Below are 26,440 nucleotides of genomic sequence, written 5' to 3' on the forward strand. Positions count from 1 at the left end.
GGCACTCGCGGACGACCCTGGGTTCTACTTGTGCTTCTTCTTTTTCTTTTTCTTCTTCTTTTTCGGATAGTGCTCCACGTACGCGAGCTGCGTCGGGGTCAGCTTCTTCTCTTCGTTGGTCGCGAACCAGATCTCGTTCTCGATCCAGAACCGGTAGAGGAACTCCTCGAATTCGGGACCGCAGAACCAGAGCTGGTCCAGCGCTTCCTCGGGGTCCAGGTCGGCGGCGGTCTCGAAGTTGAAGGACGACACGACCACGAAAGGTGGGTTTTCTTGGTCGAGGTGCAAATACCAGAAAAGCAGGTCCTGGGAGTCGCGCATGAAACGTACGAGATAGGCGCCGTCGGCGAGCGGGCTGGGTGACGGCTTGGCCGGAATGTCCCACGTACAGCAGGTGCAGCTGGAAACACCGGATAATAGTTTTTCGTTGCCGAGAAAGGTGGTGAAGGCGGCTGGAAGGGTGAAGCCGAGTTCGGTGAGACTACTGACAAGTTCGGCGAGAACCACTGGGTGCTGGGCCGGCGCCTGCGCCAGTAGTTCCTGCTCGCGCTTGTATCTGCGGTCCCATTCGTCCATCAGGTCGTCGTTTGTCTCGCCGTTGAGGCTGACGACAACCTCGACGGGAGCCAGCTGCACGCCGGTGGTGATCGCCATCGGCTCGTCGGCCGGCGTGCCCAGCCATTCGTACGCGCCGGAGAAGAGACTCTCGTCCAGCGGCGGCAGTTCGTCGTACGAATAGAGCTGGTATGTGCCGTCACAGGCCCGGAATTTGCCAAGGTCTGTGCCGACCCAGCCGCGCTTTGGTTCCATGCTCAAGTCCTCTTTGACTCGTCCGGCGAACCGGGTTCCGCTGATCGCGTCCATGATCAGCGGACTCGGCGGCACTGGCGACGCCGAACCGTGAAGCGGCGAGGGCACCGGCAGATGCCCGTACGGTCACCTCGCCAGATTCATCTGGAACCAGTGGTGGGCGTACTTCTCGTCGTTGAAAGCAGCGACCTCGGTGAAGCCCGCCGATCGGTAAAGGCTGATGGCCTCGGTCAGTTTTTTTGTTGGTCTCCAGGCGCACGACCGTGGATCCGTGGTTGTACGCGCGCATCTCGAGGGTGCCGAGAAGCCGGCGGCCGAGGCCCATGCCACGGACCGTTTTCGCCACCCACATCCGTTTGAGATCACAGACCCCGCCATCGCGGAAGCGAAGCGCTCCGCAGCCGACCGGCTCGGTGCCGAGTCGGGCCACCACCAGCAGGCCGGTCGGCGGCCGTAATTCGGACGCTGACGCGGAAATGCTTTGCTTCACGTCAAAGCCGGCATCGAATCTGGTGTTGAGTTCCGCGAAATAGGACTCCAGGCAGTGCTGCGCGTGCGGGTCTTCCGGGTCGGTGTCCGAGATCTCGATCATGCCGGCGCGCAGCAGCAGCTCGACCTCGGCCATCGCGGCCGCCAGTCGCTCCCGCTGCTTCGCGCTCAACGGCTCAAGCAGCAGCTCGGCAAGCTCGTCGCTGCGCCGGTCCAACGTCCGCCGTTCGGCGATGCCGTCGCTGGTCAGCCGGGCGATCCGTACCCGCCGGTCCGACTCCGCCGAGTCGACCGTGACAAGCCTCGCGGCCTCCAGCGACCGCAGAAGACGACTCAAGTAGCCGGAATCCAGGCCAAGGCCGGCTCGCAACGTACGGACGTCCTGGCCCGCCGGCCCGATTCCCCACAGCAGCCGCGCCTCGCCGAGCGCGCGATCCCGCCCGAGGAACCGATCCTGAAGGGCCCCCACCCGCTGAGTGACCGTCCGATTGAACGTACGCACCCGTGCCACCAGCTCCGCATCCATTCTCTGACTTTAGTCAGATACTTTGCTGGATATCGAGGCGCGTACGAGAGGAAGGAAGACCTGGTCGACGATGTCGACGAGGGGTTTTTCGGCGATGGGGTGACGGGTCAACAGCATTTCGTGGCGGAGGAGATCCGCCGGCAGGGTGACGACGCGTACGGGTAGATCTGTCACCTTGAGTTCGCCGCGCTTTTCGGCCTGCTCAAGCAAAGTGGTCATAACGCCGTCGATGACCGTGAGGAATTCCGGGGCCAGGTCTGGTGCCTCGGCCATCAGTCCGTGCAGAATTTCCGGGCCAAGGTCGCGCTGGCGTTGTGTCATCCGCTGGAGAACGGCCAGGACATCGCTGCGGAGTTCGCCGGTGTCCGGAATCTGGTCGGCGACCGACCCGATGTGGTGCCGAACGGCGGTGATGACGAGCTCGGCCCGGTTGCGCCAGCGGCGATAGAGGACCTGCTTCCCGGTCTGGGCCCGGGCGGCGACGCCCTCCATGGTGAGGCGTGCGTAGCCAACGGACATGAGTTCCGTCCACGCGGCCTCCAGGATCGAGTCCTCCAGCGCCGCACCACGCCGTCGTACGGTCACAGACTGCTCCTTTAGAGACCTTGCGTCTCTTGTTCGTTGAGAGCCTATCGTACTCACTAGAGACGCATCGTCTCTTATGACTAGTGAGAGGTGTGTACGTGACGACCGAAAACGGCCCGGAGCGGCTGAGCCCGGCGACGCTCAAGTTGGCCGGCATCCTGATCCTCGGCGCGATAGCGCCCCTGTTGGACAGCACCATCGTGAATGCCGCCATCCGGACGCTGGGTTTTCAGCTGCATGCGTCCGTGTCGACCATCCAATGGGTGAGTACTGGCTACCTGCTCGCGATGGCCGTGGCGATCCCGATCACTGGCTGGACGGTGGAGCGCTTCGGCGCCAAGCGAATGTGGCTGATCTCGCTGATGCTCTTTCTGGCCGGTTCGATGCTGAGCGGAGCCGCCTGGAATGTCGGCTCGCTGATCGTTTTCCGGGTGGTGCAAGGCATCGGTGCCGGTTTGATGCTGCCGATCCTGCAGACGGTGTTAATGCGAGCAGCTGGTGGCCGGGGGATTGGGCGACTGATGTCCGTGGTGACGCTGCCAGCGCTGGTGGGACCGATCCTGGGACCAGTCGTCGGCGGCCTCATCGTCGGACATCTCGACTGGCGCTGGATTTTCTACGTTAACTTGCCGGTCTGCGTACTAGCCATCCTGTTGGCCTGGCGAGGTTTGCCGGTGGATTCGCCGAAAAAGGCTCACCGCCTGGACTTTGCCGGCCTCGCACTGCTTTCACCGGCGTTGGCCGCGCTGATCTACAGCTTGTCGCAGGTCGGCGACCAAGGCGGCTTTGGCCACTGGGAAGTGATAGTCCCGCTGGTGGCCGGCGTCGCGCTACTCGCCGGTTTCGGGTACCGAGCATTGCGTACGACCGAACCGCTGATCGACCTGCGACTGCTCGGTAACCGCCGGTTCGCCGCCTCCTCAGGTTTGCTCTTCCTTTCTGGGCTCGCAATGTTCGGCCCGATGCTACTTCTTCCCCTTTACTACCAACAACTCCGCGGCCTGGGCGTCATCGCGGCCGGCCTGATGCTGGCACCGCACCGAAAGGGTTGGGCAGCCTGCTCGCCCGCGGCACCGGCGGCCTCGCCGACCGTATCGGCCCCCGTCCGGTCATTTTGGGCAGTATCGTCCTGACGGCGCTGGGCACCCTGCCCTTCGCTTTTGCCGACCAGCAGACGAATCCCCTGATTTGGCGGCCGCACTGGTCGTGCGAGGCTTCGGCCTGAGTGCGGCCAACATGGCCGTCATGGTCGGCGCCTTCGACGGGCTCGATCGCGTACAGATCCCGCATGCCAGCAGTACGACCAGAATCATGCAACAGGTCGGCGGAGCTTTTGGTACCGCCGTACTCGCCGTCATCCTGCAACGCCAACTCGCCGACCACCCAGCCGCCATCGCGTACGATCACACTTTCCTGTGGACGCTGGCCTTCACCGCACTCGCCTTTGTCCCCGCTCTCCTGCTCCCACCCGGCCGCCACACGACCGCAGTCCAGCAGACCGCTCCCGCCGAACCGGAACCGGCCCGAACCTGATCGTCTATTTCTGCCCGTACGATGTCCACCTCGTGACACGGTGTTATAGAAGTACAGTTCTATAACCTGTATCCCTACATCCTCCTGGGCCACTTCTGTCCGCGCGGCAGCAGACGCAATGTTGGAACACCGAAAGTCGGGTGTTTCAGACCGATCCGGTTGCTACCTGGGCAGACCCGTACCACTGAACTGGCTGGCCGGTCACGGCAGCGATGCAATCGAAGTCGTGGTCGCGGTGGAGCAATGTCAATCCCTGCAGCTCAGCGGTGGCGGCAACCACGAGATCTACGGGGCCTGCACTGCGGTGCTGCTCCTTCATAGTCAGGGCTTCTTGGACCTGCCAGGCACGATCGTAGGCACGATCGGCGGTCGGCACCCAGATGAACAGTGCCCGTATGTCTTCGATGCCTTTGGTGCGGTCAGCAGCTGAACGTGCGCTGAAGAAGAATTCGAGTTCGGTGATGGGACAGGTCGCAATCAGACCGGCGGCAGCAGCCTCGTCCCATCCGTATTTTTTTCGGCGTCGCCGCGCATGAATCGCGCGAGGGCGCTTGTGTCGATCAGGAATTGTGCGCGACTCACCGACGGTAGTTTCTCTTGTCTTCAAGAAGGTCCAGATCGAAGGCGCCGTTGTTGGCTGCGGAACGCAGCCGGGCCAGCGCCAGAGCGCGGCGGCGATTCTCCAGAACCTCCCGCAGAGCGGTGTTGACTGTTTCTTTTTTAGTGCTGGTGCCTAGGGCCTGAGCTACGTCGGCGACCAGCTCGTCATCTAAGTCGATTACGGTCCTACTCATCGGCACACCTCCGCTGATATCAATCCGTGCGCAAAGTATATCCGACGAGACACATAGATGGTAGAGCTGGACGAAGCAGAGGTGACTGAGATCAGCATGACGAACGCCGGGCAGCGAGCGCTGACCCGGCGTTGGTGCTGGCGGAGGATACGAGATTCAAACTCGTGAGGGGTTGCCCCCAACACGCTTTCCAAGTCCGCATCCACGAGTTCGGCAGGGCCGCCACCGTCTGTGACCTGCGCAAACTCCAGCAACCGTACCTCTGTGGACGGCCCCGAACGGTCGCGAATGAGACCAAAACTGAGACTAGCGACCGCGGTGGCGAACGCGGGAAGGTTGAATTACATCGAGGTAGGTTCAACCTAAGCTCCCTTAAGTTGAATCGTGGGAGCGTCGATGCAACCTACATTGAACCGATCCAAGTCGATTCAAGTTACGAGGTTGAAACGTGAACGGCAACACAAACCATTCAGGTTTAGTATGTTTTACTTGAATGATGGACCTCGACAGGCTGGCGAACTCTCCCATAGGGCGACTTGTCCCCATCTCCGGTGTCACCCCCGGCACTGGCGACACATGGCGGTACCACGCCTTTGTGCCCCCCCAGCCGCTCCCCGTCACTCCCGCTCTCGACATGGCTGCCTTGAACAGCGCATCGAAGGCCGCGATGGAGGTGGCGAGGCTTGATCAAGCTGTCTCACAGCTACCGAATCCTCGGATCCTCGTCCTCGTCCGTCCCGTAGTACGTCGGGAGGCTGCAAGTACAGCCGCCCTGGAAGGTACATATGCGACATTTGGTGACGTACTTGAAGCCGACTTCCTGGAAGATCGACAGCTTTCGAGTGAACAGCGCGAGATTCGTAACTACGTCAATGCAACAGAAAAGGGAGTGGAGCTTCTCGACACGTACCCGATTAGCGTCGGCCTAGTTTCGCACTTACAAGAAATTCTGGTTCGAGGCACGTCGAGTGAAGCTTATGATTCGGGCGGCCTTCGGCAGCGGCAGGTCTATATTGGCCCACGGAATCGTCCAATTAGTGAGGCGCGCTACGTCCCGCCTCCGGAAGGGATGATCCTTGTTGAAGGTATGAGCGACTGGGAAAAATGGGTAAATACTGCTAGTGACGTACCTCTCGTTGCGAAGATTGCATTAGCGCACTATCAGTTTGAGTCACTGCATCCGTTTTTCTGATGGCAACGGCCGCATAGGTCGCCTCGTTGCGCTTCTTCAATTAATCCAGGAAGGAATATTGAGAGTCCCTATCCTGAACATTTCCTCGTGGCTTGAACACAATCGGCAGGAGTACCTGGACTCCATGCTCGAAGTGACTATGAGCGGATCATATGACAAGTGGGTCGCGTTCTTTTCTGAGGCAGTCGGAAGTCAAGCTAAAGCGGGGATTGCCCAGATCGATGGACTCCTAGGGCTAAAGAGTCAGATGATTACGGAATTGCGGGCAGCTGGGATTCGAGGGTCGGCGCTTGAGGTTGCTGAAAACTTGATTGGGTATCCTGTGATCGATGTCAGAACCGCCCAATCGATGATCGAGAAGTCTTTTGAGGCTGCAAACAATGCTATATCGAGGCTCGTGGAACAGGGAATACTTCACGAGATAACCGGGCGAACAACGAATCGGCTATTTGCCTGCCGGCGCGTGCTTCAATTGGTCTAACCGGTGGATGTGAATTCGTGGGACTACGCATCTGGTTGCTACTCAGTGCCGTGTACCGCCGGATGCGTTGAGGGCTTCTCGGAGGCGCCAGGGGGTTCGGGGGCCGGTGAGGACCCCCGAGTGCGTACGGCGCGGATGGACGGACAGCAGCTCGGCCTGGTGCTCATCAGGCAATGCTTCTGGCGTGGAGCGGGGGCGTGCCTCCGGTCGTCTGGCCCAGCGCCGCCCGCAGTGGCGGCGTGGCGGGTCGGGCGCGCCGGAGGCGCGCCCTTGATCCAATACAGAGCAATTCAGCAACGAGACGCACTCGGCCGTGCGACTGCTCTGGACGTGACGCGCTGGTCCTGCTGGCAAGGGTCTACGGACCCTCGGAAGTTCTCCATGCGTACTGATGGGTTGCCCCAGTCGTCTACCACACTGCAGGCTTTTTGGTGGAATGCCGACGGAGTGGCGACATCACATGGCCACTGGGTGGAAGGTATGAGGCAAGAATCACTTTCGGAGGAGCGAGCATGAGTGCGCCACAATATCTACGGGAAATTGCCGATCATCTGCACGATTTTGCGGATGGTCTTGAAGAAGTCACCACGGAGTCTGTCGATCCAGGCTTGGCATGGATAAGTACTGCCGATGATCTTGCGGCGGTGATATGCAGGAGGCTTAACCAGCACGACAGGGATCACCGACACGGCCCTGCGATTACTCCACTGTGCATGCACGTCGCGCGCGCGATTCTTGATGCGGACCCAGGGAGGGTCGCGCGTGACGCGCGCCGGTTCGCCCAGATTCGGAACGGGAAGCCGTGATGCTAAGCAACATCTCGTTAATTATAACGAGTCTCGGAGTCGGAGGACTGTTAGGTGTATTTGCGAAATCGATCTTCGATAGGCGACACTTAAAGTTCACAAAAATATTCGAGTTCAAAGAGCGGCGCTATCAAGCCATATCCATCTTAATGTTAGCCGCGTCGAACCCGTCGAACTACGCGATTGCTAAGCTCACGCAACGGCGACCAGATATAGGCAATCGCGAAGACTTGGATAGAGAGCTTGAAGTCGAATATAACAATGCGATGCTATTTGCCTCCGACGCTGTGCTTAGGCGTCTCAAGGAATTCATTGGAGAGAAAAACCCTCGCAAGGTATGAGACAGTGGCAAAGGCTATGCGGCGAGACTTGTATTTCTAAAGTGTCGGTTTAATGGTCGGCGACGTGTGCCGCTGGACTTCGCGCAAGGCAAGCGACCAAGGGAAAGAATCGAATCGGGCGGAGCCGGACCCTGGTGAATGCGGCTCCCAGTCGCCAGGGCCAAAGAGGATACGGACTCCTTCGGCGCGAAGTTCTTGCAGAGCCCGACGGAACGGCCTACGGGCGGCGAGAGCCGAATTTACGAACGGGAGTATGACAATTAGGGTGCCGCGACCGAGGTTCTCCGAGAGTAGGTCGAGGGCGTATGTGTCGGCGGTGCCGTGGGCGAGTTTGTTGATGGTGTTGTAAGAAGCGGGCGCAACGATGATCGCGTCCGGCGCGGGGCGGCCGGTGGCGCGGCGTTCGGGATGAGGTGCGGTGGCTGGTGCGTACGGGGTTGCCGGTCTGCTTCTCCAGGGCCTCAATGTCGATGAAGCCTGCGCCAGCTGGTGTGGCGATGAGGTGTACGTCCCAGCCGTCATCCTGAGCGAGGGACACGAGGATCCCGACTCGGGCGGCGGGGCCAGCGCCACAGACGAAGACCCAGAGGACGCGCGATTTCTTGGTCGGTTCGTCGGTCATTCCGCGGCTCCGATTCGGGCGGCGAGTTCGCGTACGCGCGGTTGCAGACTGGGCGGTGAAGCGGTGGCGAGCTGGTGGACCAGACCGTGAACCGATGACCGGTTAGTCAGCTCCTCCGGCGCGATGGCTTCGGCGTGGCGGATCGCGAGGTACGCCGGTTCGTGCTTGCCCCACTGGGTAAATCCGGCGGCCACGTCGAGATAGAACGTTGCGCGACGCTCAACCAGTTCGATGGAAGCGTCGTCCACCTCGCGAGCAATCGCAATGGCGCTGCCGGCGTCTCCGAGCGTGACGGCGAGGTTGATTCGGTGCAGTTGAACGTTTGTCGGGCCGAATGCGGTCCAGGCGTGGTTGCCGTCGTGGCCGAGCATGGTGGCGGTTCGTTCTGCCTCGCCGACCAGTTCAAGGGTCGTGTCGTGTCTCGGTCGCTTCCCCGCGCTGCGGCGACAGCGCCTCGCAAGAGCAGTGAACCGTAGACGGAAAGCGATGATTCGTCGTCGGGGTCGAGGTGGGCTTGGAAGCCTTCGGCGAATCGTTTGACGTATGTGCTGGCTTGGCGGGCGCCGCCGCTTCCCATGAGTGCGTGGGAAACGATGCGGGCGCTGGCTCCAATGGTGACCGGGATTTCGCTGTCGCGGGCGGCGTTCATGCTGCGGTCTGCGGCGACTGCGGCGGGGCCCTCGTTGCCGACTTTTAAGAGAATGCCAGCAATAACGTGGTACGCATCGGAGATTGCAGACTGCAAACGGGATTTGAAGTCTCCGCTGGAGACTGTGACTGCGGCTTGTAGTGCGGGGACGAGCTCGGCGAGTGTGCGGCGGCGGCGGCGTCGTAGCGGCATGCCTGGTACTGGTTGCGTACTCGCACGCTGAGGCGCAGCAGCTGATCCGGCGGCACGGCTCGCTCGGTCGGCGATGACGGTGCTAGCGGGAAGGGGATCAGCAGCTCGGTAAGGAAGCTCGAGGCGGTGTTGGCTGCTGAGGCGAGTGAGCCAGCGAGGGTGGAAGCTCCGGCCAGTGCCAAGAGGTCCCGCCTGCGCATGGCGTTGTCTGCTCTCTCGTCCGCCCCGTCCAGTACCCGATCCCACGAAAGTAGCCCGCTGTCAGAGTCCGAGCTATCCATCGCTGAGATAGGTCCGATGTCCAACACGGACGCTTCAGAAGGCACATGAGGGGGTAAGGCCGAGATGCATCCGGGACAGGTCTGGCATGCCCAGACCGTCAGCGACCCGTTCCAGGAGCACGATGCTTTCGGCCTGGTGTATGCCCTTCATGAACTCGCTGATCCGGCCTTGCTTCATGTCTGTAGCGATGCCGATCTGCGTCTGCGTGATCTGGTGGTACTGGCGCAGCAACCGGAACAGACGGCCGAGGTCACGGGCGTGCAAGGCGTCGCAGACCTGGGGGCGAGTCCAGAACGTGGAGGGAAGGTTGATCAGGTCGTGTGCTGGCACCCGCCCGGATACCTCCCGTCTAGTGTGCCTGAGCTGCGGAAACTTCCTGGCCAGTGATCCTAAGCCCGCAGAGGGTCACTGTGGGGTGCCGGACTATCTCATCCCCGGATATCTCATCGTGGGGTGTCCGCGTGACCGGTGGCTCGACAAGCTCTGTGACGTGGGCAGATCAGAGCAAGCACAGACGTGCCGGTCCTGCGAGGGCTGTGGCCGGTTCGCGGTTGCTGGTCTATGCCTCGTCTCGAACCGGAGGACCGGGCCGGGTAGATCCTGGCCGTCTTGATCCGGCACCAGGGCAGGTGTACACGAAATCCGTTTCCGTTTCGATGCAAGGTCGGGATTCGGTTCGTGGTGATCGGCAAATCCGCCTGTCCTGGTGCCCTCCACTCTTTCCCACGCCAGCGCCGAAAGGAGACCTGCCCATGAAATTCCGCGACGCCCACACACAGCCAGAGCTGGACGAACGAACCATCTTCGAAGCATTGGACGTACGCACGGAAAATGTCCAGGACTCGCTGCTGTGGGAGCTGGGCCGCGCGGGTCTGCGATGACCACCGCAAGGGAATCGGGTACTGCCTGATCTGCCAGCAGGAATGGCCGTGCTCGGCTTACCTGCTCGGCGTCAACGGGTTGGACTCCTCGATGCGGCCCGCGTGGCGGCGGCTGTCTTGGCGGTCCGGCCTGCAGCAACTCCGCCGGTCAGCTCGCAGTGGAGCTGACCGGCGTTTTGCCTGGTGGGCATGGCGGAGGATACGAGATTCGAACTCGTGAGGGGTTGCCCCCAACACGCTTTCCAAGCGTGCGCCCTAGGCCACTAGGCGAATCCTCCGTCGAGCATCGTACCTACCCGGTGGAGGGGACCTGACCGGCGGGCCGGCGGCTGAACTGACTGTCGGGGGGCGGGGTAAAGTACTGAGTAGCCCCTCGTGCGGCGTGCATCCTGTGAACTCCCCCAGGGCCGGAAGGCAGCAAGGGTAAGCGGGCTCTGGCGGGTGCGCGGGGGGTCCTTTCTTTTTAGCCGAAACCAGCGCTGACAGGCGAAGAGGGAGGCGGTGTTCAGTGGCGAACCTCGCGCTCTACCGAAAGTATCGTCCGCGGACCTTCGCCGAGGTCGTCGGGCAGGAGCACGTCACCGGCCCGCTCATCCAGGCGCTGAAGAACGGCAAGCTGAACCACGCGTACCTGTTCAGCGGTCCGCGCGGCTGCGGCAAGACCTCCTCTGCTCGCATCCTGGCTCGCTCGATGAACTGCGAGAAGGGCCCGACCCCGACGCCGTGCGGTGAGTGCGACTCCTGCGTGGCGCTGGCGCCGAACGGTTCCGGCAGCCTCGACGTGATCGAGATTGACGCGGCCAGCCACAACGGCGTCGAAGACGCGCGTGACCTGCGGGAACGGGCTTTCTTCGCGCCGGTGTCCAGTCGCTTCAAGGTGTACGTGATCGACGAGGCGCACATGGTCACCACGGCGGCGTTCAACGCGCTGCTGAAGCTGGTGGAGGAGCCGCCGGAGTTCGTGAAGTTCGTTTTCGCGACCACCGAGCCGGAAAAAGGTGCTGCCGACGATCCGTTCGCGTACGCACCACTACCCGTTCCGGCTGATCCCGCCAGCGCGCAGCTGCGCGACCTGCTGGACGAGATCTGTACGAACGAGAACGTGAAGATCGAGCCGACCGTGCTGCCGCTGGTGGTACGGGCCGGTGGCGGCTCGGCCCGGGACTCGCTGTCGGTGCTGGACCAGTTGTTGGCCGGCGCGGGCGAGGACGGTGTGACGTACGAGCGGGCCATCGCGCTGCTCGGAGTCACCGACGCGACCTTGCTCGACGACGTCTGCGACGCGCTCGCCGCGGCGGACGGTGCCGCCGTTTTCCACGCGGTCAACAAGGTGGTCGAGGGCGGCCACGATCCCCGCCGATTCGCCACTGACCTGCTGGAACGGCTCCGCGACCTGGTGGTGCTGGAGCGCGTACCGGATGCCGGCGCGAGCGGGCTGATCGACGTGCCGGCGGACCAGTTGGAGCGGATGACCGGGCAAGCGCTGCGGCTCGGGCCGGGGTCGCTGTCCCGGATGGCCGACATCGTGCACGAAGGGCTCATCCAGATGCGGGGTACGACCTCGCCGCGGCTGGTGCTTGAGCTCCTGTGCGCACGCATGCTGCTGCCGGCGGCCGAGGAGAGTCACAGCGCGCTGATGCAGCGGCTGGAGCGGATGGAGCGCCGTCTGGAGATCGGCGGGATGACCTCGCCGGCGCCCCCGCAGCCAGCTCCGGTTCAGCAGGCGCCCGCCCAGCAGCCGGCTCCGGTGCGGCCGGCGCCAAGTTCAACCTGCGGCTCCAGCTCCGCAAGCTCCGGCTCCTGCCGCCCCAACCCCAACCCCGCCTGCGCCGGCGCCGGTTCAGCAGGCACCGGCGCAGCCGGTCGCCCCGGCGCCAAAGCCGGCCGACCCGGTGCCCGCGGCTTCGCCACCGGCAGCTCAGTCGCGTACCGAAGTGGCCCCCGGCGCGATGGACACCACGGCCGTACGGCAGATCTGGCCGCAGGTTCTGGACAAGGTGAAGGGCATCCGGCGGGCGCACTGGTCGGCCTTGATGGACTCGACGCCCAGCGACATCGAGGGCACCACCCTCGTTATCACGGTGAAGAACCAGGGCAACGCGGCCTGGCTGGGCAAGGACGAGGCGATCCAGGCGGTCGCCCAGATCCTCAACGAGCTGCTGGGCGTCCGCTGGTCTTTGCGGTACGTGACTGGCAAGGCACCAACCGCCCCCGCGCCGCCGCGCCCACGGCCGCGCCGAGCCGGCCGGAGCCACCGGCGCCCGCCGCTCCGGCACCGACCCCGCCCGGCCGCGAGCGCACCGCCGGAGAACGACTGGCCGGACGTACGAGCGGTGCCCGGCGGCAACGCGGCGCCCGACCCGGCACCGGAGAAGACGAATGGCGGCGGGCCGCCGCCCGGCGCGAAGATCGTCGACATTGAGCCGCCACCGGACCCGTACGACGAGCCGTATCCGGACGACGAAGGCTCGACGGGCCTGACCGCGCCGGGCGAACGGGTCGACGTGATGAGCAGCGCCATCCAGGCGATTCAGGTCCTGGGCGCCACCGAAATCAAAGAGACCTGAGCCTGACCAGTAGTTCGCCGCCGGCCGGCTAGGCTGGCGGAAAGCCAACAGAGGGAGTCAGCCGTGAGGCCCGGTGGCCAGCCCAACATGCAGCAGATGCTCAAGCAGGCGCAGAAAATGCAGCGCCAGATGGAGCAGGCCCAGGCCGAGCTCGCGGCCGCTGAGGTGACCGGCTCGGCCGGCGGTGGTTTGGTGACCGCGACCGTCACCGGCTCCGGAGAGCTCACCGCGCTTGCCATCGACCCGAAGGTCGTCGACCCCGACGACGTCGAGACGCTCGCTGATCTGGTGCTCGCGGCCGTACGAGCAGCCAGCGACCAGGCGAAGAAGCTCGCCGAGGAGAAGATGGCCCCGGTCACCGGCGGACTCGGTGGCGCCTTGGGTGGCCTGCCCGGCGGCCTCGGCCTGTGACCAAGGACCGGTAGGCCGGCTGTGTATGAGGGAGCGCTCGCCGACCTGATCGACGAACTCGGCCGATTGCCCGGGATCGGGCCCAAAAGCGCGCAGCGGATCGCGTTCTTCATCCTGTCCTCGGACCCTGCCGACGTGACCCGGTTGTCGGCCGCGCTGACCCGGGTCAAGGACCAGGTCCGGTTCTGCACGATCTGTTTCAACGTGTCCGAGCAGGAACATTGCAAGATCTGCCGGGACACCCGTCGTACGGACGAATTGATCTGCGTGGTCGAGGAACCAAAGACGTGGTGGCCGTCGAGCGTACTCGCGAGTTTCGCGGGAAATACCACGTTTTGGGCGGCGCGATCAATCCGCTGGACGGCATCGGCCCAGACGATCTGCGGATCCGTGAGCTGATGGCGCGACTGTCGTCCGGCCTGACCCGGGAGATCATTCTCGCCACCGACCCGAACACCGAGGGCGAGGCCACTGCCACCTATCTGGCGCTGATGCTCAAACCCATGGGGCTTTCGGTCACCCGGTTGGCGAGCGGGCTGCCGGTCGGTGGTGACCTGGAATACGCCGACGAGGTCACACTTGGTCGGGCATTCGAAGGTCGCCGTGTCCTGGACGTTTAGGAATTCCGTCGTACGGAACGAAAGACACTGTCCACAATGGACAAACCTGTCACGGCCATCACAATACGAGGATATTCGCTAACGACGTCCTACCTTTGCGGCGAGTTCTTAGTGTGACTTCCACGGTTCCCTCCGCGTCCCCGTCTGACCCTTCTTTACTCGGTCGGTCCGGTCCCGATCGTCAGATCGCGGCCGGACTACTCCAGACTCGCCTGGCCGATGTGGCTGCTGGGCATGAGCGTTTATGCGATCGCTGTTTTCCAACGCAGCAGCCTCGGCGTCGCCGGGCTCGCCGGGCTCGCTGCCGCCGCGCATTTTCATGCCGGGCCGGCCGCGCTTTCTCTTTTCACTATTCTCCAACTGTCGGTCTACGCCCTCATGCAGGTGCCGGTCGGGTTGCTCGCCGATCGGGTTGGTCCGCGCCGGATGTTGGCCACCGGGCTGATGCTGATGGCGGTCGGCCAGCTCGGGGTCGCGCTCAGCGACCAACTGGCTGGTGGCATCGCCGCTCGGGTGCTGGTCGGCGCCGGCGACGCGATGAGTTTCGTTTCTCTCCTGCGGCTGATTTCGGCCTGGTTTCCGGCGCATCGATGCGCGCTGATGACGCAGCTCACATCTTTGGCTGGAATGGTGGGAAACCTTGCCTCGGTGCTGCCGATGAGCGCGCTTTGCACGCGTACGGCTGGACGCCGACCTTCCTGGCGAACGCTGGCGTTGCGGCGGTCATGCTGCTGCCGGTGGTTCTTCTGCTCCGCGATCGGCCGGGCGGCCGGCGTACCGCTGGGCCGATTCACACCGCGTCCGTACGACGCCAGCTCGCCGAGTCTTGGGCGCAGCCAGGCACTCGACTCGGCACCTGGACACATATGTGCACCCAGTTTTCGTCTTGTGTTTTTGGGCTGCTGTGGGGATTTCCGTTTCTGATCAAGGGTGAGGGGCTGCATACCGCGACCGCCGGTGTGCTGTTGACGGTGCTGGTACTCGCCGGTGCCGCACTCGCTCAGGTTTTCGGGGTTGTGTCGTCACGTTGGCCGACCGTCCGGCACCGGCTCGCGCTCGGGGTCGTGGTGACGACCATGTTTTCGTGGACGATCGTGTTGCTGTGGTCGCCGCACGTGCCGCTGCCGGTGTTGGTCGTTCACATCATCGTGCTGAGTGCCGGTGGGCCTGCCTCGATGCTGGGCTTTGAACACGCACGGGAGGCGAATCCGCCGCAGCGCGCTGGTACGGCGTCGGGGCTGGTGAACATCGGCGGTTTCAGCGCGTCGGTGGTGGCCATGTTGCTGATTGGGCTTGCACTGCAGGTTTTCGGCGGGCTGGGCGCGACCGCGTACACGATCGCCTTCGCCCTGCAGTTCCTGCTCTTCGCGGTCGGGCTGCGTCAGATGGTGCGCTATGGCCGTCTCGTCGCCGCCGTCAAAGGCAGGGCACCGCAACGAACGCTGCGCGCCATTCCTGTCGGCCACCGCCGATAGCGTTGATTCGGGGGGCCCTGGCGCCCCCAAGGGGGATCGAGGTCCCCTGAATTCACGTTATCGGGCGGCACTGACAAAACGGAGCCCCACAGGTCGTGGCACGAATCCGGCGAACCGCCCTTGGCCGTCCCGGCGGGACAGCGCTGGGTTTAGCTGGGCGGGGGCGGTGGCCGCCGCGGTCGAGAGGGTGACGGGCGCGTACGCCAGCCGTTGCCGGAGCCGAAGCGGCCGATCGCGATCGCGATCGCGGCCAGCGCGAGTGCCACGCCGACGCCGCCGGTGATGGCGAAACCCCAGGTGGCGCCGAGGTAGTCGATCGCGAGGCCGGCCAGCGGAGCACCGATCGAGACGCCGGCGGTGCCGGCGGTGCCGTGCCAGCCCATCGCCTCGCCGCGGCGTACCGGCGGGACCAGTCGGTTGACGTCGGAGACGGTCGCGGAGATCGACGGAGCGCACAGCATGCCGACCGGGAGCAGCGCGATGGCGAGAACCCACCAGTTCGGGGCGGCGGTCAGCAGCATGGTGGCGACGCCGAGCGACACGACGATCGCGGCACTCGAAATCGCCTTCGACAGCCCGCCATAGAGCAGCCCGCCGATCATCGAGCCGACCGCCCAGACGGCTAGTACGACACCGATCCACACGTCCTGGTGTTGGCCGCGGAGCACCGCGATGGCGGCCACCTCGCTGCCGACAGCGCCAGAGTGGAAGACGCCATAAGGACCAGCACCGACACGAAACCAGGACTGGCCATCCCGGCGCGTTGCGGCTTGTCAGCGACGGCTTCGGTGGCCGCGCTGACCACCCGCGGGTTGAGCACGACCAGCGTCAGGCAGGCGATCACCTGGAACGCGCCCAGGCCCACCATCGTGACTGCCGGCGACAGCGCGGTGGAGGCGAGTACGCCGGCGAGCGGACCCACCATGTATGACATTTCGACGAGCACGGAATCCAGCGCGAAACCGGTCCGGCGCAGTTCCTCCGGCAGCATCGAGCCGATCGCCTGCCGGGAGATGCTGAAGACCGGCGGGTTGAACAGGCCGGCGAGCACGGCGGCCGGAACCAGCCAGACAAAACTCAGCAACGGCGCCACGGACCAGAAAATCGCGACCGCGACGATGGAGGGCAAGAGTGCCTTGCGTACGCCGAAGCGGTCGATCGCCCGGCCCCGCCACGGACCGCTCAGAGCCGTACCGAGGGTCATCGCGGTGGCCAGCAGGCCCGCCTCGGCGTAACCGCGATGCAGGCCAACCACCACGTACAAGGTGAGCACGATGCTCGCCGCGAGGCCGGGGATGCGGGCCAGCGTGGTGACGGCCAGCAGCCGGGTCATCCCCGGCACCGCGAGGACGCGGCGATAGGGATTCTGTTTCATACCGATCATTCTCCGGTCCGGTTGACGAGCAGTCCACGCATTTTCCGGCCCGCGGTGGTGGGTGTGCTCACAATTTCGCGCGGCTCCATGGGAGCACCCACCACCGACAGTTTCGGTGGCCAGCGGACCATTTCTGCACAATCGGATTCCGATTGTGCAGACGTACGCAGGGACTCCTCTCACTCATACGAGAGAGAGGAGTCCCTGCGGGCACAACGGGACAGCGGTCGGCGGAGCGTGGTCGACGGCGCCGGCGGCGGTCCTACGAGTGAGTCAGCGGAAAGCGCGGTTTACCGCGCTGACTACTGCCCGCAGAGAGGCGGTGACGATGTTCGCGTCCACCCCGACCCCCCACAGCGTCCGGTCGCCGATCTGGCATTCCACGTACGCGGCCGCCTTCGCGTCCTCACCAGCGGTGAGGGCGTGCTCGGCGTAGTCGAGAACCCTGGTTTGGATGCCGGCCTCGGTCAACGCCGAGGTGAAGGCCTCGATCGGGCCGGTGCCGATGCCTTCCAGCGCGCGATCGGCACCATCAAACGTGACGTCAGCCACGAGCTGGTCCTCACCGCTCGCGGTGGCGTCCGCGGTCGTACGGTGGCCGCGAAGGTGCACCCGCCCCCACGGCACCGCCGAGCCCGGCAGATATTCGTCCGTGAAGATCTCCCACATCCGCCGCGGCGAAACCTCGCCGCCCTCGGAGTCGGTGAGCTGCTGGACGACCTGACTGAACTCGATCTGCAGTCGGCGCGGCAGATCGAGCTGGTGCTCCGTCTTCATGATGTACGCGACGCCGCCCTTGCCGGACTGCGAGTTCACCCGGATGACGGCCTCGTACGTACGACCCACGTCCTTCGGGTCGATCGGCAGATACGGCACTTCCCACGGCATATCCTCGATGGACTTGCCGGCCGCGTCGGCCTCCCGGCGCAGCGCGTCGAAACCCTTGTTGATCGCGTCCTGGTGAGAACCGGAGAACGCGGTGAAAACCAGGTCGCCGCCGTACGGGTGCCGCTCGTTCACCGGCAGCTGGTTGCAGTATTCGACGGTCCGCCGGATTTCGTCGATGTGGGAGAAGTCGATTTGCGGGTCGATGCCCTGGCTGAACAAGTTCATGCCCAGCGTCACCAGGCAGACGTTGCCGGTCCGCTCACCATTGCCGAACAGGCAGCCCTCAATGCGGTCCGCGCCAGCCATATATCCCAGCTCGGCGGCCGCGACACCGGTGCCACGGTCGTTGTGTGGGTGCAGCGAGAGCACCACCGACTCACGGTATTTCAGATGCCGGCTCATCCACTCGATGGAATCCGCGTAGACATCGGCGTGGCCATTTCGACGGTCGCCGGCAGGTTGATGATGACCGGCCGGTCCTTGGTCGGCTGCCAGACATCGTTGACAGCGTTGCAAATCTCAACGGCGTATTCCAGCTCGGTGCCGGTGTACGACTCCGGCGAATACTGGTAGCGAACCTTCGTGTCGCCGACGGTTTCGGTCAGTTTCTGGATCAGTCGTGCGCCCTGCACGGCAATATCGGTGATTCCGTCTTTCTCCAGCCCGAAAACCACCCGCCGCTGCAGGATGGAAGTCGAATTGTAGAGGTGCACGATGACTTCGCGGGCACCCCGAATCGAGTCGAAAGTACGCTCGATCAAGTGATCCCGCGCCTGCGTCAACACCTGGATCGTGACGTCTTCGGGAATCAGGTCGTTCTCGATGATTTCCCGTACGAAGTCGAAATCGGTCTGGCTGGCGGCCGGGAAACCGACCTCGATTTCCTTGTAGCCCAGTTGGCAGAGCAGCTGGAACATCCGGCGCTTACGCTCGGGTGTCATCGGGTCGATCAGGGCCTGGTTGCCGTCGCGCAGGTCAACCGCGCACCACAGCGGCGCCTCGGTGATGCGTTTGGTCGGCCACGTCCGGTCCGGCAGGTCGATGGTCTGGACGAGTTCAGGAAAGGGCCGGTAGCGCTGGAACGGCATCGGGGATGACTGCTGCGGTGCGGGCATTGGGAGGGTGGCTCCTCAGGAGGCTGCCGTGACTGGCAGGGCGGTGAGGGCCGGCGGAGGGCAACAGCAAACTCCGCGACGGGGAGCCGGCCTGGTGATTCGTCAGGCCCCGCCGCGGCAGCGAAGAAGAAGAAGCAGCGCCATCCGCACAAAGATCACAGTAGGCGAGTCCCGCCCCAGGATGGAAACCCCATCCCACTATGTGGACTCCGCGACTCTCCCCATACCCGCTCCCGCCGAAAATTTTCACGCGCGCGCGTCCTCAAACCCCCCCCCCCCACCCGATCACTGGGTGGGGGCCAGAAAACAGGCATCGGTACGACAATTTCACGCCGTAACAGATACCTCACACCCATCCCACCCACACCGCCCCCCCCAACCCAGCCACACCGGCATTCAACTCAGCCCCGTCGGCATTCACCCCAGCCACGCTCGCGCGGCGGCCGGAGGCCGCCCAGGTTCGTGGCGGTGGGGTGCCCGTTCTTTGGGCGCCCCGGCGACGCGAGCCGGATGCGCCGCCGCAGGAACTGCGGCCGTCAACTCAGCCACACCGGCATTCAACTCAGCCCCGTCCGCGCGGCGGCCGGAGGTCGCCCAGGTTCGTGGCGGTGGGGTGCCCGTTCTTTGGGCCCCGCCCCGCGACGCGAGCCGGATGCGCCGCCGCAGGAACTGCGGCCAACAGCTCTGCGAGCCGGATGCGCCGCCGCAGGAACTGCGGCCAACAGCTCAGCAGTGCGGTCATGACACAGCACGTACCGGTGTGCCGCCGGCGACGGTGAATTCGAGGCGGACCTGGATGTCGGTTTCCAATGATCCGTACGTGTGCGATCGCCTCGGACTCGACCTGGCGGCGGACCGCGCCGAGGTCGGCGCCTGGTTCGACGGTGACCTTGAGCACCAGGCGGGGATGGGCCGGCCGGCCGGTCAGTCGGGCGGTGGCTCGCCACACGCCGGCGTAGTCGGCGATCTCGTTGCCGACCGCGTCCAGGATCGCCCGGGTCAGCAGCATCGTGCTGCGGCGGCGGCCGGGTCGCTGGCCAGCTCCAGCCGGCTGACCCGGTCACTGGCCAGCTGCGCGGTCACCCACAGCAGCCCGAGCAGGGCCAGCAGCACCGCGGCGGCGACCACGGCAGGCCAGAACCAGGAGTGGTTCGCGGCGATGAAGGTGGTCGCCTCGGCTGGGAGTAAGGCGTCGTTGCCGAACAGGAACAGCCCAGCCGCGATGCCGGCCGCGCCGGCGACCAGCAGGACGAAACCCAGCAGCGCGAGGACGATCCGGTTGGCCCGGTCGGCGCGCGGGTTCACCGGTCGCCTCCGGTGATCACTCGTACGGTCACCCGCGGTGGTCGGGCCAGTCCGATGTCGGCGATCCGCTGCGTCACCCGCTGGGCCACCCGGGTCGCCACTTCCTTGTCCTGTTCTTCGTCGTGCCTGGTGGTCACGAGTCGGATGATCGCCCGCCGCGGTCCGAGGTTGACGGCCGTCGCGCGTACGCCGTCCTCAGCGGCCGCGGCGGCGTCGATCGCCTTGCGCAGCGAGCTGCGCGGCAGGACGGGGTCGATGCCGTCGGCGGCGCCGGACAGCTCCACGAAACGGCGCTGCCGTGGCCACAGCTGGGAAATCAGCAGTACGAGTCCGACGACCGCGACAGCGACCAGCACGGCCCGTACCGAACTGGATTGCCAGGTGCGCCCGGCGAGCAGCGCGGCGACGTTCTGGTACGGGATCAGCCAGCGCGCCTGGCCGAGGTTCGCCAGCACCACCTCGACGGTGACCAGCACCGCGATGGCCACCATCGCGATGCCGATGACCAGCGCCAACATCCGGTTCACGAGCCGCATCAGACCACCCGCGGCCCGGTCGGCGTGCTCACATCGGACAGCGCCGCGACAGTGATGTCGACCGCGGTGACCGGCAGCCCGGTGAAGGTGGTGACCCGTTCGGTGACGTGGTCGCGGACCTGCTGGCAGACCGTACGAATGCCGTGTGGCCATCGCACGCAGACCTGTAGGTGGACGCTGGCCCGGCCGGCGACGATCCGGGCGCTGGCCCGGGGTGGCGAGTCGATTCGGCCGATGGACGCCCGCCCAGCACTCGCCGCGGCGGGCCGGAGACGGCGTCGATCTCGGCGGCGGCGGTGGCCGCGATCCGCTCCACCACCCGGTTCTCGATCTCCAGGCCGCCGCGTTGGCCGGGGTCGTCCAGCTCAACCGTCTTGGCCAGGCTGACCGGTTCGGTCATCGTGGCCGGCGGCCGTTGCCGCCCAGGTAGCTGGAGATGTCCAGGTCGCCGTCCAGGATCTTGCCGACGCCCAGGCCCCACCGCGCCAAAGACGATCGCGGCCAGGAATCCGAAGAACCCGCCGACCGCGGTCGCGATGGCGATCAGCAGTCCGGCGAACAGACCAATCGTGGTGCGTGACATGGGAAAGTCCTCTGGTCAGTGAACGCGTGGATGGAACCGGCGCTGGATTCTGCGGTTGATCCAGGCGGTGACGCCCGGATTCCACCACCGCTGCCGGTACGCGACCGTGGTGCCGGCGACCGGGCGATCCCGCAAGGATGCCACCCCGGCCGCGAAAACCTCTGGGTCACCGCCCCGGTCGGGGTGGTTTTCCCGTACGAAGGCACGGAAAGCGCGCCGGCGTTCGGTGGGGTCCGCTGGCCAGCCGGTCATGGCGCGAGGACCACGTCGTCGACCGTGACATCGATCGGCAGATCTCCGACAATGTCCCGTACGGCAGCTCGGACGCCTTCAGCGACCGCGAAAACCGAGTGTCCAAACAGGACGGCCACGTCCACGGCCACCCCGTCCGGACGCAGCCGGCCGGACACCCAACACCCGGCGGCCGGGAAGGTAGGTGGCGACCTCACCGAACCGCCCGGACCGTAGCCCGGCCACGCCAGGCGCAAGCAGCACCGCCGCGGCGACGGTGTCGGCCAGTACGCCGTGGACGGTGGTGGAAGGCAGGGGTTGGCTCATACCACCCGGGCCGACTCCTCGGCCTCCGGCTCGTCGCCGGGGATGTGGATGTCGTTGACCGCGATGTTCACCTCGGTCACCTCCAGGCCGGTCATCCGCTCCACCGAGTCGATGACGTTGCGCCGGATGGGCGGCCGCGAGATCGGCGATGGACACGCCGTATTCAGCCACGATGTTCAGGTCGACGGCGGCCTGCCGCTCGCCCACCTCGACTGACACGCCCTGGGTGATGTTCGGGCCACCGGCGCCGACCGGGATCCGTTTCGCGCAGCGCGCCGAGCGCGCGGCCGACCGAACCACCCAGCGCGTACACGCCCGAGATCTCCCGGGTCGCGATGCCGGCGATCTTCTTCTGGACGACCCCGTCCGCGATGATCGTCCGCCCCTCCGGGCCGGTCAGGCTCTCGATCTCGGCGCCGGGTACGAGGGTGGTGTGGCCCGGCTTGGACGCGGACTTGCTGGCGTTCGCGGACTCAGCCATCGCGACCGTTCCCTTCCGTTGGTCATTCACTTGTCTGGCAGTGAGTTTATGTGAGGGCGGTCACCGGCCGCATTTGGTGCATTCGGTACGCGACTATCTCCCGCTCGGGCTGCTGCTGGGCGTCGGGGTCGGGGACACCGGCGCGCCGGCCGCGACCAGTGGCGCGGGCAGCGCGAGCGCCGCCGGCGGCGCTCCGGACGACACCAGTTTCAGGGTGCCGGTGGACGTACGCAGCCCGGTGAGAACACCGTTCGCGTCATAGCAGTACGTGCCGGGGTCGACCGGTGCCGCGATGGACGCGCTGACGATGTCGACCTCGAAACAGACGCCGGTGGGCGCCGGCGGACTGCTGGTCACGTTGACGGCGATCGCGGTGGCCGGGTTGGCCAGTTCCTGCGGCCAGGCGGTGAACACCTTCAGCAGCGCGAAATCGTCGTCCGCAGGTGGTGGCTGGCCGGCCGCGGCGACCTGCGCACAACTCGGCGCGGCTCCACTCAGAGTGCATTTCCAGGTGCCGGCGGTGGTGTGTACGAGCGAGATGACCTGCGCCGAATCCCCGATGTCGAGCCGCCATCCGTCGGCCGTACGACTGATCGTCACGCTCTGGCTGGCCGGCGCCGAGGACGAGGCCGCCTGCTGGGCGTTGCCGCCGGTCAGGGCGTAGGTGGCGGTGAACTTCAGCGCGGTGGCCTGCGCGGCCCGGGCGGCCAGCTGCTGACGCGGCGGAAGCTGTGGCGTCGCGCTCGTGGTGGGCTGCGGCACCGGTGCGGGTCCAGCGCAGGCGGCCAGTGCCAGCAGTGGCACCGCACAGACGGCCGCCACCCACCTGCCGGGCCGCGTTGCCCGGTCGCCCCTGGTCCCCATCTGGCCCAGTGTGTCAGTCGCCACCACGAAAACCTGGCTACCGCGATGCCCGTGTTGGGTGAAGATGGCCGTATGTTCGCGGTAATTCTCGCGGTGATCGCCGCGCTGGCGTACGGCAGCTCCGACTTCGTGGCCGGAGTGGCCTCCCGGCGCATGCACTACGCGCGGGTCGCCGTGCTCGGCCAACTCACCGCGTCGGTGGTGACTGTGACCGCCTCGCTCGTCGTCGGTGGCCATCCGAGCACCGCCGCAATCGGGTGGGGCGCGGTCGGTGGCATCGGCGGTGCGCTCGGGACGCTCGCGCTCTACCGCGGTCTCGCCCGCGGCCGGATCAGCGTGGTCGCGCCGCTGTCCGGAGTGGTCGCGGCCGGCGTGCCGGCGCTGGTCGGCCTGGTCCTCGGGGAGCGGCCGACGGTGGTGGCCGGCGTCGGGCTGCTGCTGGCGTTGCCGGCCGTCTGGCTGGTGTCCACCAGCGCGCCGCTCCCGAGCAGGACAGGCTCGTACGTCCGGAGTCCTGGACGGCGGCGTCCTCGCCGGCCTCGGCTTCGCGCTGCTGTTCGTCGCCTTGCAGCGGGCCGGCGACGGCGTGGGCCTGTGGCCGACGGCGGTCGAGCAGGTCGTCTCGATCGTACCGGTCGCCGCCCTCTACCTGGTCGTACGTGCGCGTACGACCGATCGCGAGCGTTGGACCGTACGCACCGCGGCCGGCCCAGCGATGGCCGGGGCGTTGGGTGCGGTGGCGGTGGTCTTCTACTTCCTGGCCACCCACTTCGGGATGCTGACCGTGGTCGCCGTGCTGACCTCGCTCTACCCGGCCGCGACCATCGCGTTGGCCCGGTTCGTGCTGGCCGAGCGGATCAGCCGCTGGCAGGGCGCCGGCCTCGTACTGGCCGGGGTGGCCGTGGCGCTCATCACAGCGGGATAAGGTCTCGCGTCACAGCGGCCTTTCGCCGCAAAGTTTCGCGAGTCTGATCACACCGGCGGCTAACTGCGTTGTGGTCCGACCCCCGCTCGCGGGTAACCTTTGCCCGTCGATAACCGCCGACCGAGGGGACCAAAGTGGGACTCGTCGTGCAGAAATACGGCGGCTCCTCGGTCTCGAGCGCGGAGCGGATCAAAAGGGTCGCTGAGCGCATCGTCGCCACCAAGAAAGCCGGCGACGACGTGGTCGTCGTCGTGTCGGCCATGGGCGACACCACCGATGAGCTGCGCGATCTGGCCAACCAGGTGACGCCGACCCCGCCCGGTCGCGAACTGGACATGCTGCTCACCGCCGGCGAGCGCATCTCGATGGCGCTGCTGGCGATGGCCATTCACTCGCTCGGATCGCAGGCGCGGTCGTTCACCGGCTCGCAGGCCGGCGTGCTCACCACCTCCAAACACGGCAAGGCCCGGATCATCGACATCACGCCGGGCCGGATCTCGGCCGCGCTGTCGGCCGGGTCGATCGCGATCGTGGCTGGTTTCCAGGGCATCGCCCAGGACACCAAGGACATCACCACGCTCGGTCGAGGCGGTTCGGACACCACCGCGGTCGCGCTGGCCGCCGCGTTGAAGGCCGATGTCTGCGAGATCTACACGGACGTGGACGGCGTCTACTCCGCCGACCCGCGGATCGTGCCGACCGCCCGGCACCTTGCCGAAGTCACGTACGAGGAAATGCTCGAACTGGCCGCGTGTGGCGCGAAGGTGCTGCACCTGCCATCAGTGGAGTACGCGCGACGAAACCAGATCCCAGTGCACGTGCGGTCGTCGTATTCGGACCGCCCGGGCACCATGGTCACCGGCTCGATTGAGGACCTCCCGATGGAAAAAAAGCAGTCATCGTCGGCGTCGCACACGACCGCAGTGAAGGCAAGATCACCGTGGTTGGGGTGCCGGACCGGCCCGGGGTCGCGGCCCGGATCTTCCAGGCGGTCGCGGACGCCGAGATCAACCTCGACATGATCGTCCAGAACGTCTCCTCGGCGGACACGTTCCGTACCGATGTTTCCTTTACTCTCCCCAAAGCCGACGCACCGGCCGCCATGGCCGCGCTGGAGCAGGTGCAGGACGAGCTGGGCTTCACGCACCTGATTTACGACGACAACGTCGGCAAGCTGTCGCTGGTCGGCGCCGGCATGCGGTCGCAGCCGGGGGTCTCGGCGAAGTTCTTCAGCGCGCTGGCCAAAGCCGGCATCAACATCGAGATCATCTCCACTTCGGAGATCCGGATTTCGGTGGTCGTACGGTCCGAAGACCTCGACGCGGCCGTACACGCCGTGCACGAGGCATTCGAGCTGTCCGGCGACGAGGAAGCCACCGTCTACGCAGGGACCGGCCGATGAGCGTACGCAAACCCACCCTGGCTGTTGTTGGCGCGACCGGCGCCGTCGGTACGGTGATGTTGTCGATCCTGTCCGAGCGGGCCGACATCTGGGGCGAGATTCGGTTGCTGGCATCGAAAAGATCGGCCGGCAAGAAGCTGAAGGTGCGCGGCGAGGACGTCGTCGTCGTGCAGCAGGAGCTGACCGCCGAGGCGTTCCACGGCGTCGACGTGGCGATGTTCGACGTGCCGGACGAGATTTCCGCGCAGTGGGCGCCCATCGCGGCCGCCGCGGGTGCGGTCGCGGTCGACAACTCCGGCGCTTTCCGGATGGATCCTGACGTTCCGCTGATCGTGCCGGAGGTCAACCCGGACGCGGCCCGGAACCGGCCGCGGGGCATTATTGCGAACCCCAACTGCACGACCCTGACCATGATGGATGGAATGGGCGCGCTGCACGCGAAATTCACCCTGACCGAGTTGGTCGTCGCCTCGTACCAGGCCGCTTCCGGCGCTGGTCAGGCCGGCGTGGACCGGCTTTACGACGAGCTCGCAGTGGTCGGTGGCCGGCGTGATTTGGGGGTACGAGCCGGGGATGTGAGGGCTGCGCTGGTCGACAAGCTCGGAGACGCTCCCTCCCCATTCCCGGCGCCGCTCGCGCTGAATGTGGTGCCGTGGGCGGGATCGCTCAAAGATGACGGCTGGGCCTCGGAAGAACTCAAGGTCCGCAACGAATCCCGCAAGATTCTGGGAATCCCGGACCTGAAGGTGTCGGCCACCTGTGTACGAGTGCCGGTGATCACGACGCATTCGTTGGCCGTGCATGCCACTTTCGCGTCACCGGTGACGGTCGCCCAGGCTCACGAGGTGCTGTCGGCCGCGCCCAACGTGGTGGTGATCGACGACCCGGCGACCCTGCAGTTCCCCCCCACCCCGGCCGACTCGGTCGGCGCCGACCCGACTTTTGTCGGCCGGGTCCGCCAGGCGCTGGATTTCCCGAACACACTGGATCTTTTCGTGTGTGGCGACAACCTGCGCAAGGGTGCCGCCCTGAACACCGCCCACATCGCCGAAATGATCGCCGCCGAACTCACCGCGTAGCGGTAGCCATCTTGGTGGCGCCGGTGGCCATCTTTGCCGGCTGACCAGCGTCGGTGTGCCCGAACGTGCTGTT

At 65.5% G+C, this 26,440-nt stretch carries 27 protein-coding genes, 1 tRNA gene, 1 other RNA gene and 7 pseudogenes; 15 read left to right on the forward strand and 21 right to left on the reverse strand.

Annotation, left to right across the window (positions count from 1 at the left end):
* Positions 1-24 precede the first annotated feature (24 nt).
* From GNX96_RS36220 to GNX96_RS36230, 3 genes and pseudogenes are all read right to left on the reverse strand, one after another.
* Complete coding sequence (locus GNX96_RS36220; RefSeq protein ID WP_313885863.1) at positions 25-918, reverse strand: hypothetical protein; 894 nt, start codon at positions 916-918, stop codon at positions 25-27.
* A gap of 18 nt (positions 919-936) precedes the next feature.
* Positions 937-1,825, reverse strand: a pseudogene (locus tag GNX96_RS36225) (bifunctional helix-turn-helix transcriptional regulator/GNAT family N-acetyltransferase).
* Between the two features lie 9 nt (positions 1,826-1,834).
* Positions 1,835-2,410 (reverse strand): TetR/AcrR family transcriptional regulator, encoded by a 576-nt coding sequence (locus GNX96_RS36230; RefSeq protein WP_279582387.1) that lies wholly within the window; start codon positions 2,408-2,410, stop codon positions 1,835-1,837.
* A 98-nt stretch (positions 2,411-2,508) separates the two neighbouring features.
* On the opposite strand from GNX96_RS36230, the gene GNX96_RS36235 reads away from it, so the two are divergent.
* Together GNX96_RS36235 and GNX96_RS57865 are read left to right on the forward strand one after the other, a co-directional pair.
* A complete protein-coding gene (locus GNX96_RS36235; RefSeq protein ID WP_279582388.1) occupies positions 2,509-3,543 on the forward strand; it encodes a DHA2 family efflux MFS transporter permease subunit in 1,035 nt (344 codons plus the stop codon).
* Between the two features lie 73 nt (positions 3,544-3,616).
* A complete protein-coding gene (locus GNX96_RS57865) occupies positions 3,617-3,943 on the forward strand; it encodes an MFS transporter (protein WP_279582389.1) in 327 nt (108 codons plus the stop codon).
* A 145-nt stretch (positions 3,944-4,088) separates the two neighbouring features.
* Here GNX96_RS57865 and GNX96_RS36240 read toward each other — a convergent pair whose 3' ends face one another.
* Entirely contained in the window at positions 4,089-4,550 is a 462-nt protein-coding gene (locus GNX96_RS36240) for a PIN domain nuclease (RefSeq protein WP_279582390.1), read from the reverse strand.
* Entirely contained in the window at positions 4,522-4,737 is a 216-nt protein-coding gene (locus GNX96_RS36245) for a type II toxin-antitoxin system VapB family antitoxin (RefSeq protein ID WP_163572343.1), read from the reverse strand. Before GNX96_RS36245 ends, GNX96_RS36240 begins: the two co-directional genes overlap by 29 nt.
* 634 nt (positions 4,738-5,371) lie before the next feature.
* Here GNX96_RS36245 and GNX96_RS36250 point away from each other — a divergent pair.
* Entirely contained in the window at positions 5,372-5,929 is a 558-nt protein-coding gene (locus GNX96_RS36250) for a Fic family protein (protein WP_163572344.1), read from the forward strand.
* A 1,011-nt stretch (positions 5,930-6,940) separates the two neighbouring features.
* Here the strand turns inward: GNX96_RS36250 and GNX96_RS36255 are convergent.
* From GNX96_RS36255 to GNX96_RS36270, 4 genes are all read right to left on the reverse strand, one after another.
* A complete protein-coding gene (locus GNX96_RS36255) occupies positions 6,941-7,093 on the reverse strand; it encodes a hypothetical protein (protein ID WP_279582391.1) in 153 nt (50 codons plus the stop codon).
* Positions 7,094-7,593: 500 nt separating this feature from the next.
* Complete coding sequence (locus GNX96_RS65750) at positions 7,594-8,079, reverse strand: flavoprotein (RefSeq protein ID WP_390624231.1); 486 nt, start codon at positions 8,077-8,079, stop codon at positions 7,594-7,596.
* A 96-nt stretch (positions 8,080-8,175) separates the two neighbouring features.
* Positions 8,176-8,550 (reverse strand): hypothetical protein, encoded by a 375-nt coding sequence (locus GNX96_RS36265; RefSeq protein ID WP_163572346.1) that lies wholly within the window; start codon positions 8,548-8,550, stop codon positions 8,176-8,178.
* A 785-nt stretch (positions 8,551-9,335) separates the two neighbouring features.
* Positions 9,336-9,632, reverse strand: a complete 297-nt coding sequence (locus GNX96_RS36270) for a helix-turn-helix domain-containing protein (RefSeq protein ID WP_163572347.1) — start codon at positions 9,630-9,632, stop codon at positions 9,336-9,338.
* A gap of 422 nt (positions 9,633-10,054) precedes the next feature.
* Between GNX96_RS36270 and GNX96_RS57870 the strand changes: the two genes are divergently transcribed.
* Positions 10,055-10,183 (forward strand): hypothetical protein, encoded by a 129-nt coding sequence (locus GNX96_RS57870; protein ID WP_279582392.1) that lies wholly within the window; start codon positions 10,055-10,057, stop codon positions 10,181-10,183.
* A 190-nt stretch (positions 10,184-10,373) separates the two neighbouring features.
* Here the strand turns inward: GNX96_RS57870 and GNX96_RS36275 are convergent.
* Positions 10,374-10,461, reverse strand: a tRNA-Ser gene (locus GNX96_RS36275).
* 86 nt (positions 10,462-10,547) lie between these two features.
* Here GNX96_RS36275 and ffs point away from each other — a divergent pair.
* From ffs to GNX96_RS57880, 6 genes and pseudogenes are all read left to right on the forward strand, one after another.
* Positions 10,548-10,644, forward strand: an RNA gene (gene ffs / locus GNX96_RS36280) — signal recognition particle sRNA small type.
* A gap of 47 nt (positions 10,645-10,691) precedes the next feature.
* On the forward strand, positions 10,692-12,605 hold the full coding sequence (locus GNX96_RS36285; RefSeq protein ID WP_279582393.1) for a DNA polymerase III subunit gamma and tau: 1,914 nt from the start codon (positions 10,692-10,694) through the stop codon (positions 12,603-12,605).
* Complete coding sequence (locus GNX96_RS57875; RefSeq protein ID WP_279582394.1) at positions 12,517-12,750, forward strand: hypothetical protein; 234 nt, start codon at positions 12,517-12,519, stop codon at positions 12,748-12,750. Before GNX96_RS36285 ends, GNX96_RS57875 begins: the two co-directional genes overlap by 89 nt.
* 63 nt (positions 12,751-12,813) lie before the next feature.
* Positions 12,814-13,161 (forward strand): YbaB/EbfC family nucleoid-associated protein, encoded by a 348-nt coding sequence (locus GNX96_RS36290; protein WP_163572348.1) that lies wholly within the window; start codon positions 12,814-12,816, stop codon positions 13,159-13,161.
* A gap of 21 nt (positions 13,162-13,182) precedes the next feature.
* Positions 13,183-13,781 (forward strand): annotated as a pseudogene (gene recR, locus GNX96_RS36295) (recombination mediator RecR).
* Between the two features lie 234 nt (positions 13,782-14,015).
* Positions 14,016-15,256 (forward strand): annotated as a pseudogene (locus GNX96_RS57880) (MFS transporter).
* 149 nt (positions 15,257-15,405) lie between these two features.
* Here the strand turns inward: GNX96_RS57880 and GNX96_RS36310 are convergent.
* The 7 genes and pseudogenes from GNX96_RS36310 to GNX96_RS65755 all read right to left on the reverse strand — a co-directional run bounded on the left by GNX96_RS36310 (position 15,406) and on the right by GNX96_RS65755 (position 20,633).
* Positions 15,406-15,939 (reverse strand): MFS transporter, encoded by a 534-nt coding sequence (locus GNX96_RS36310; protein WP_163572351.1) that lies wholly within the window; start codon positions 15,937-15,939, stop codon positions 15,406-15,408.
* Positions 15,879-16,631, reverse strand: coding sequence for an MFS transporter (locus GNX96_RS36315; RefSeq protein ID WP_163572352.1), 753 nt, complete (start codon positions 16,629-16,631; stop codon positions 15,879-15,881). Before GNX96_RS36315 ends, GNX96_RS36310 begins: the two co-directional genes overlap by 61 nt.
* A 273-nt stretch (positions 16,632-16,904) precedes the next feature.
* Positions 16,905-18,634: pseudogene (gene leuA, locus GNX96_RS36320) on the reverse strand (2-isopropylmalate synthase).
* Between the two features lie 562 nt (positions 18,635-19,196).
* A complete protein-coding gene (locus GNX96_RS36325) occupies positions 19,197-19,643 on the reverse strand; it encodes a hypothetical protein (RefSeq protein WP_163572353.1) in 447 nt (148 codons plus the stop codon).
* Positions 19,634-19,939 carry a hypothetical protein gene (locus GNX96_RS36330; protein WP_163572354.1) on the reverse strand — a complete coding sequence of 102 codons (306 nt, stop codon included), beginning with the start codon at positions 19,937-19,939 and terminating at the stop codon, positions 19,634-19,636. Before GNX96_RS36330 ends, GNX96_RS36325 begins: the two co-directional genes overlap by 10 nt.
* The gene (locus GNX96_RS36335; protein ID WP_163572355.1) at positions 19,936-20,475 is read right to left on the reverse strand and encodes a DUF6286 domain-containing protein; all 540 of its coding nucleotides are present in this window, start codon (positions 20,473-20,475) and stop codon (positions 19,936-19,938) included. Before GNX96_RS36335 ends, GNX96_RS36330 begins: the two co-directional genes overlap by 4 nt.
* Complete coding sequence (locus tag GNX96_RS65755; RefSeq protein ID WP_163572356.1) at positions 20,475-20,633, reverse strand: Asp23/Gls24 family envelope stress response protein; 159 nt, start codon at positions 20,631-20,633, stop codon at positions 20,475-20,477. Before GNX96_RS65755 ends, GNX96_RS36335 begins: the two co-directional genes overlap by 1 nt.
* Before the next feature lie 12 nt (positions 20,634-20,645).
* Between GNX96_RS65755 and GNX96_RS65760 the strand changes: the two genes are divergently transcribed.
* The gene (locus GNX96_RS65760; RefSeq protein WP_390624232.1) at positions 20,646-21,080 is read left to right on the forward strand and encodes a hypothetical protein; all 435 of its coding nucleotides are present in this window, start codon (positions 20,646-20,648) and stop codon (positions 21,078-21,080) included.
* On the opposite strand, the gene GNX96_RS36350 is transcribed toward GNX96_RS65760, so the two are convergent.
* The 4 genes and pseudogenes from GNX96_RS36350 to GNX96_RS57885 form a co-directional block, all read right to left on the reverse strand.
* A complete protein-coding gene (locus tag GNX96_RS36350) occupies positions 21,074-21,310 on the reverse strand; it encodes a hypothetical protein (protein ID WP_163572328.1) in 237 nt (78 codons plus the stop codon). The genes GNX96_RS65760 and GNX96_RS36350 overlap by 7 nt on opposite strands.
* Entirely contained in the window at positions 21,307-21,507 is a 201-nt protein-coding gene (locus GNX96_RS36355) for a hypothetical protein (protein ID WP_163572357.1), read from the reverse strand. The genes GNX96_RS36350 and GNX96_RS36355 overlap by 4 nt, the downstream gene beginning before the upstream one ends.
* A gap of 105 nt (positions 21,508-21,612) precedes the next feature.
* A pseudogene (locus GNX96_RS36360) lies at positions 21,613-22,097 on the reverse strand (Asp23/Gls24 family envelope stress response protein).
* Between the two features lie 93 nt (positions 22,098-22,190).
* On the reverse strand, positions 22,191-23,198 hold the full coding sequence (locus tag GNX96_RS57885) for a hypothetical protein (protein ID WP_279582395.1): 1,008 nt from the start codon (positions 23,196-23,198) through the stop codon (positions 22,191-22,193).
* Here GNX96_RS57885 and GNX96_RS65765 point away from each other — a divergent pair.
* The 4 genes and pseudogenes from GNX96_RS65765 to GNX96_RS36380 form a co-directional block, all read left to right on the forward strand.
* Positions 23,091-23,372, forward strand: a pseudogene (locus tag GNX96_RS65765) (EamA family transporter); the annotation flags it as partial. The gene GNX96_RS57885 and the pseudogene GNX96_RS65765 sit on opposite strands and share 108 nt — an antisense overlap.
* Positions 23,373-23,475: 103 nt before the next feature.
* Positions 23,476-23,886 (forward strand): EamA family transporter, encoded by a 411-nt coding sequence (locus GNX96_RS57895; protein WP_279582401.1) that lies wholly within the window; start codon positions 23,476-23,478, stop codon positions 23,884-23,886.
* 134 nt (positions 23,887-24,020) lie between these two features.
* Positions 24,021-25,288: pseudogene (locus tag GNX96_RS36375) on the forward strand (aspartate kinase).
* A complete protein-coding gene (locus GNX96_RS36380) occupies positions 25,285-26,367 on the forward strand; it encodes an aspartate-semialdehyde dehydrogenase (RefSeq protein WP_163572359.1) in 1,083 nt (360 codons plus the stop codon). The pseudogene GNX96_RS36375 and the gene GNX96_RS36380 overlap by 4 nt, the downstream one beginning before the upstream one ends.
* The last annotated feature ends 73 nt before the right edge of the window (positions 26,368-26,440 follow it).

Source organism: Fodinicola feengrottensis (assembly GCF_010993775.1).
In the GTDB taxonomy this organism is placed as follows: domain Bacteria; phylum Actinomycetota; class Actinomycetes; order Mycobacteriales; family HKI-0501; genus Fodinicola; species Fodinicola feengrottensis.

Excerpts from the sequence above, each read along its gene's own strand:
- GNX96_RS36245 (WP_163572343.1), bottom strand. The coding sequence starts at position 4,737 with ATGAGTAGGACCGTAATCGACTTAGATGACGAGCTGGTCGCCGACGTA.
- GNX96_RS36250 (WP_163572344.1), top strand. The coding sequence starts at position 5,372 with ATGGCTGCCTTGAACAGCGCATCGAAGGCCGCGATGGAGGTGGCGAGG.
- GNX96_RS65750 (WP_390624231.1), bottom strand. The coding sequence starts at position 8,079 with ATGACGGCTGGGACGTACACCTCATCGCCACACCAGCTGGCGCAGGCT.
- GNX96_RS36265 (WP_163572346.1), bottom strand. The coding sequence starts at position 8,550 with ATGCTCGGCCACGACGGCAACCACGCCTGGACCGCATTCGGCCCGACA.
- GNX96_RS57870 (WP_279582392.1), top strand. The coding sequence starts at position 10,055 with ATGAAATTCCGCGACGCCCACACACAGCCAGAGCTGGACGAACGAACC.
- GNX96_RS36315 (WP_163572352.1), bottom strand. The coding sequence starts at position 16,631 with ATGAAACAGAATCCCTATCGCCGCGTCCTCGCGGTGCCGGGGATGACC.
- GNX96_RS36325 (WP_163572353.1), bottom strand. The coding sequence starts at position 19,643 with ATGCTGCTGACCCGGGCGATCCTGGACGCGGTCGGCAACGAGATCGCC.
- GNX96_RS36335 (WP_163572355.1), bottom strand. The coding sequence starts at position 20,475 with ATGCGGCTCGTGAACCGGATGTTGGCGCTGGTCATCGGCATCGCGATG.
- GNX96_RS36350 (WP_163572328.1), bottom strand. The coding sequence starts at position 21,310 with ATGACCGGCTGGCCAGCGGACCCCACCGAACGCCGGCGCGCTTTCCGT.
- GNX96_RS57885 (WP_279582395.1), bottom strand. The coding sequence starts at position 23,198 with ATGGCCACCGACGACGAGCGAGGCGGTCACAGTCACCACCGACGCGGT.
- GNX96_RS36380 (WP_163572359.1), top strand. The coding sequence starts at position 25,285 with ATGAGCGTACGCAAACCCACCCTGGCTGTTGTTGGCGCGACCGGCGCC.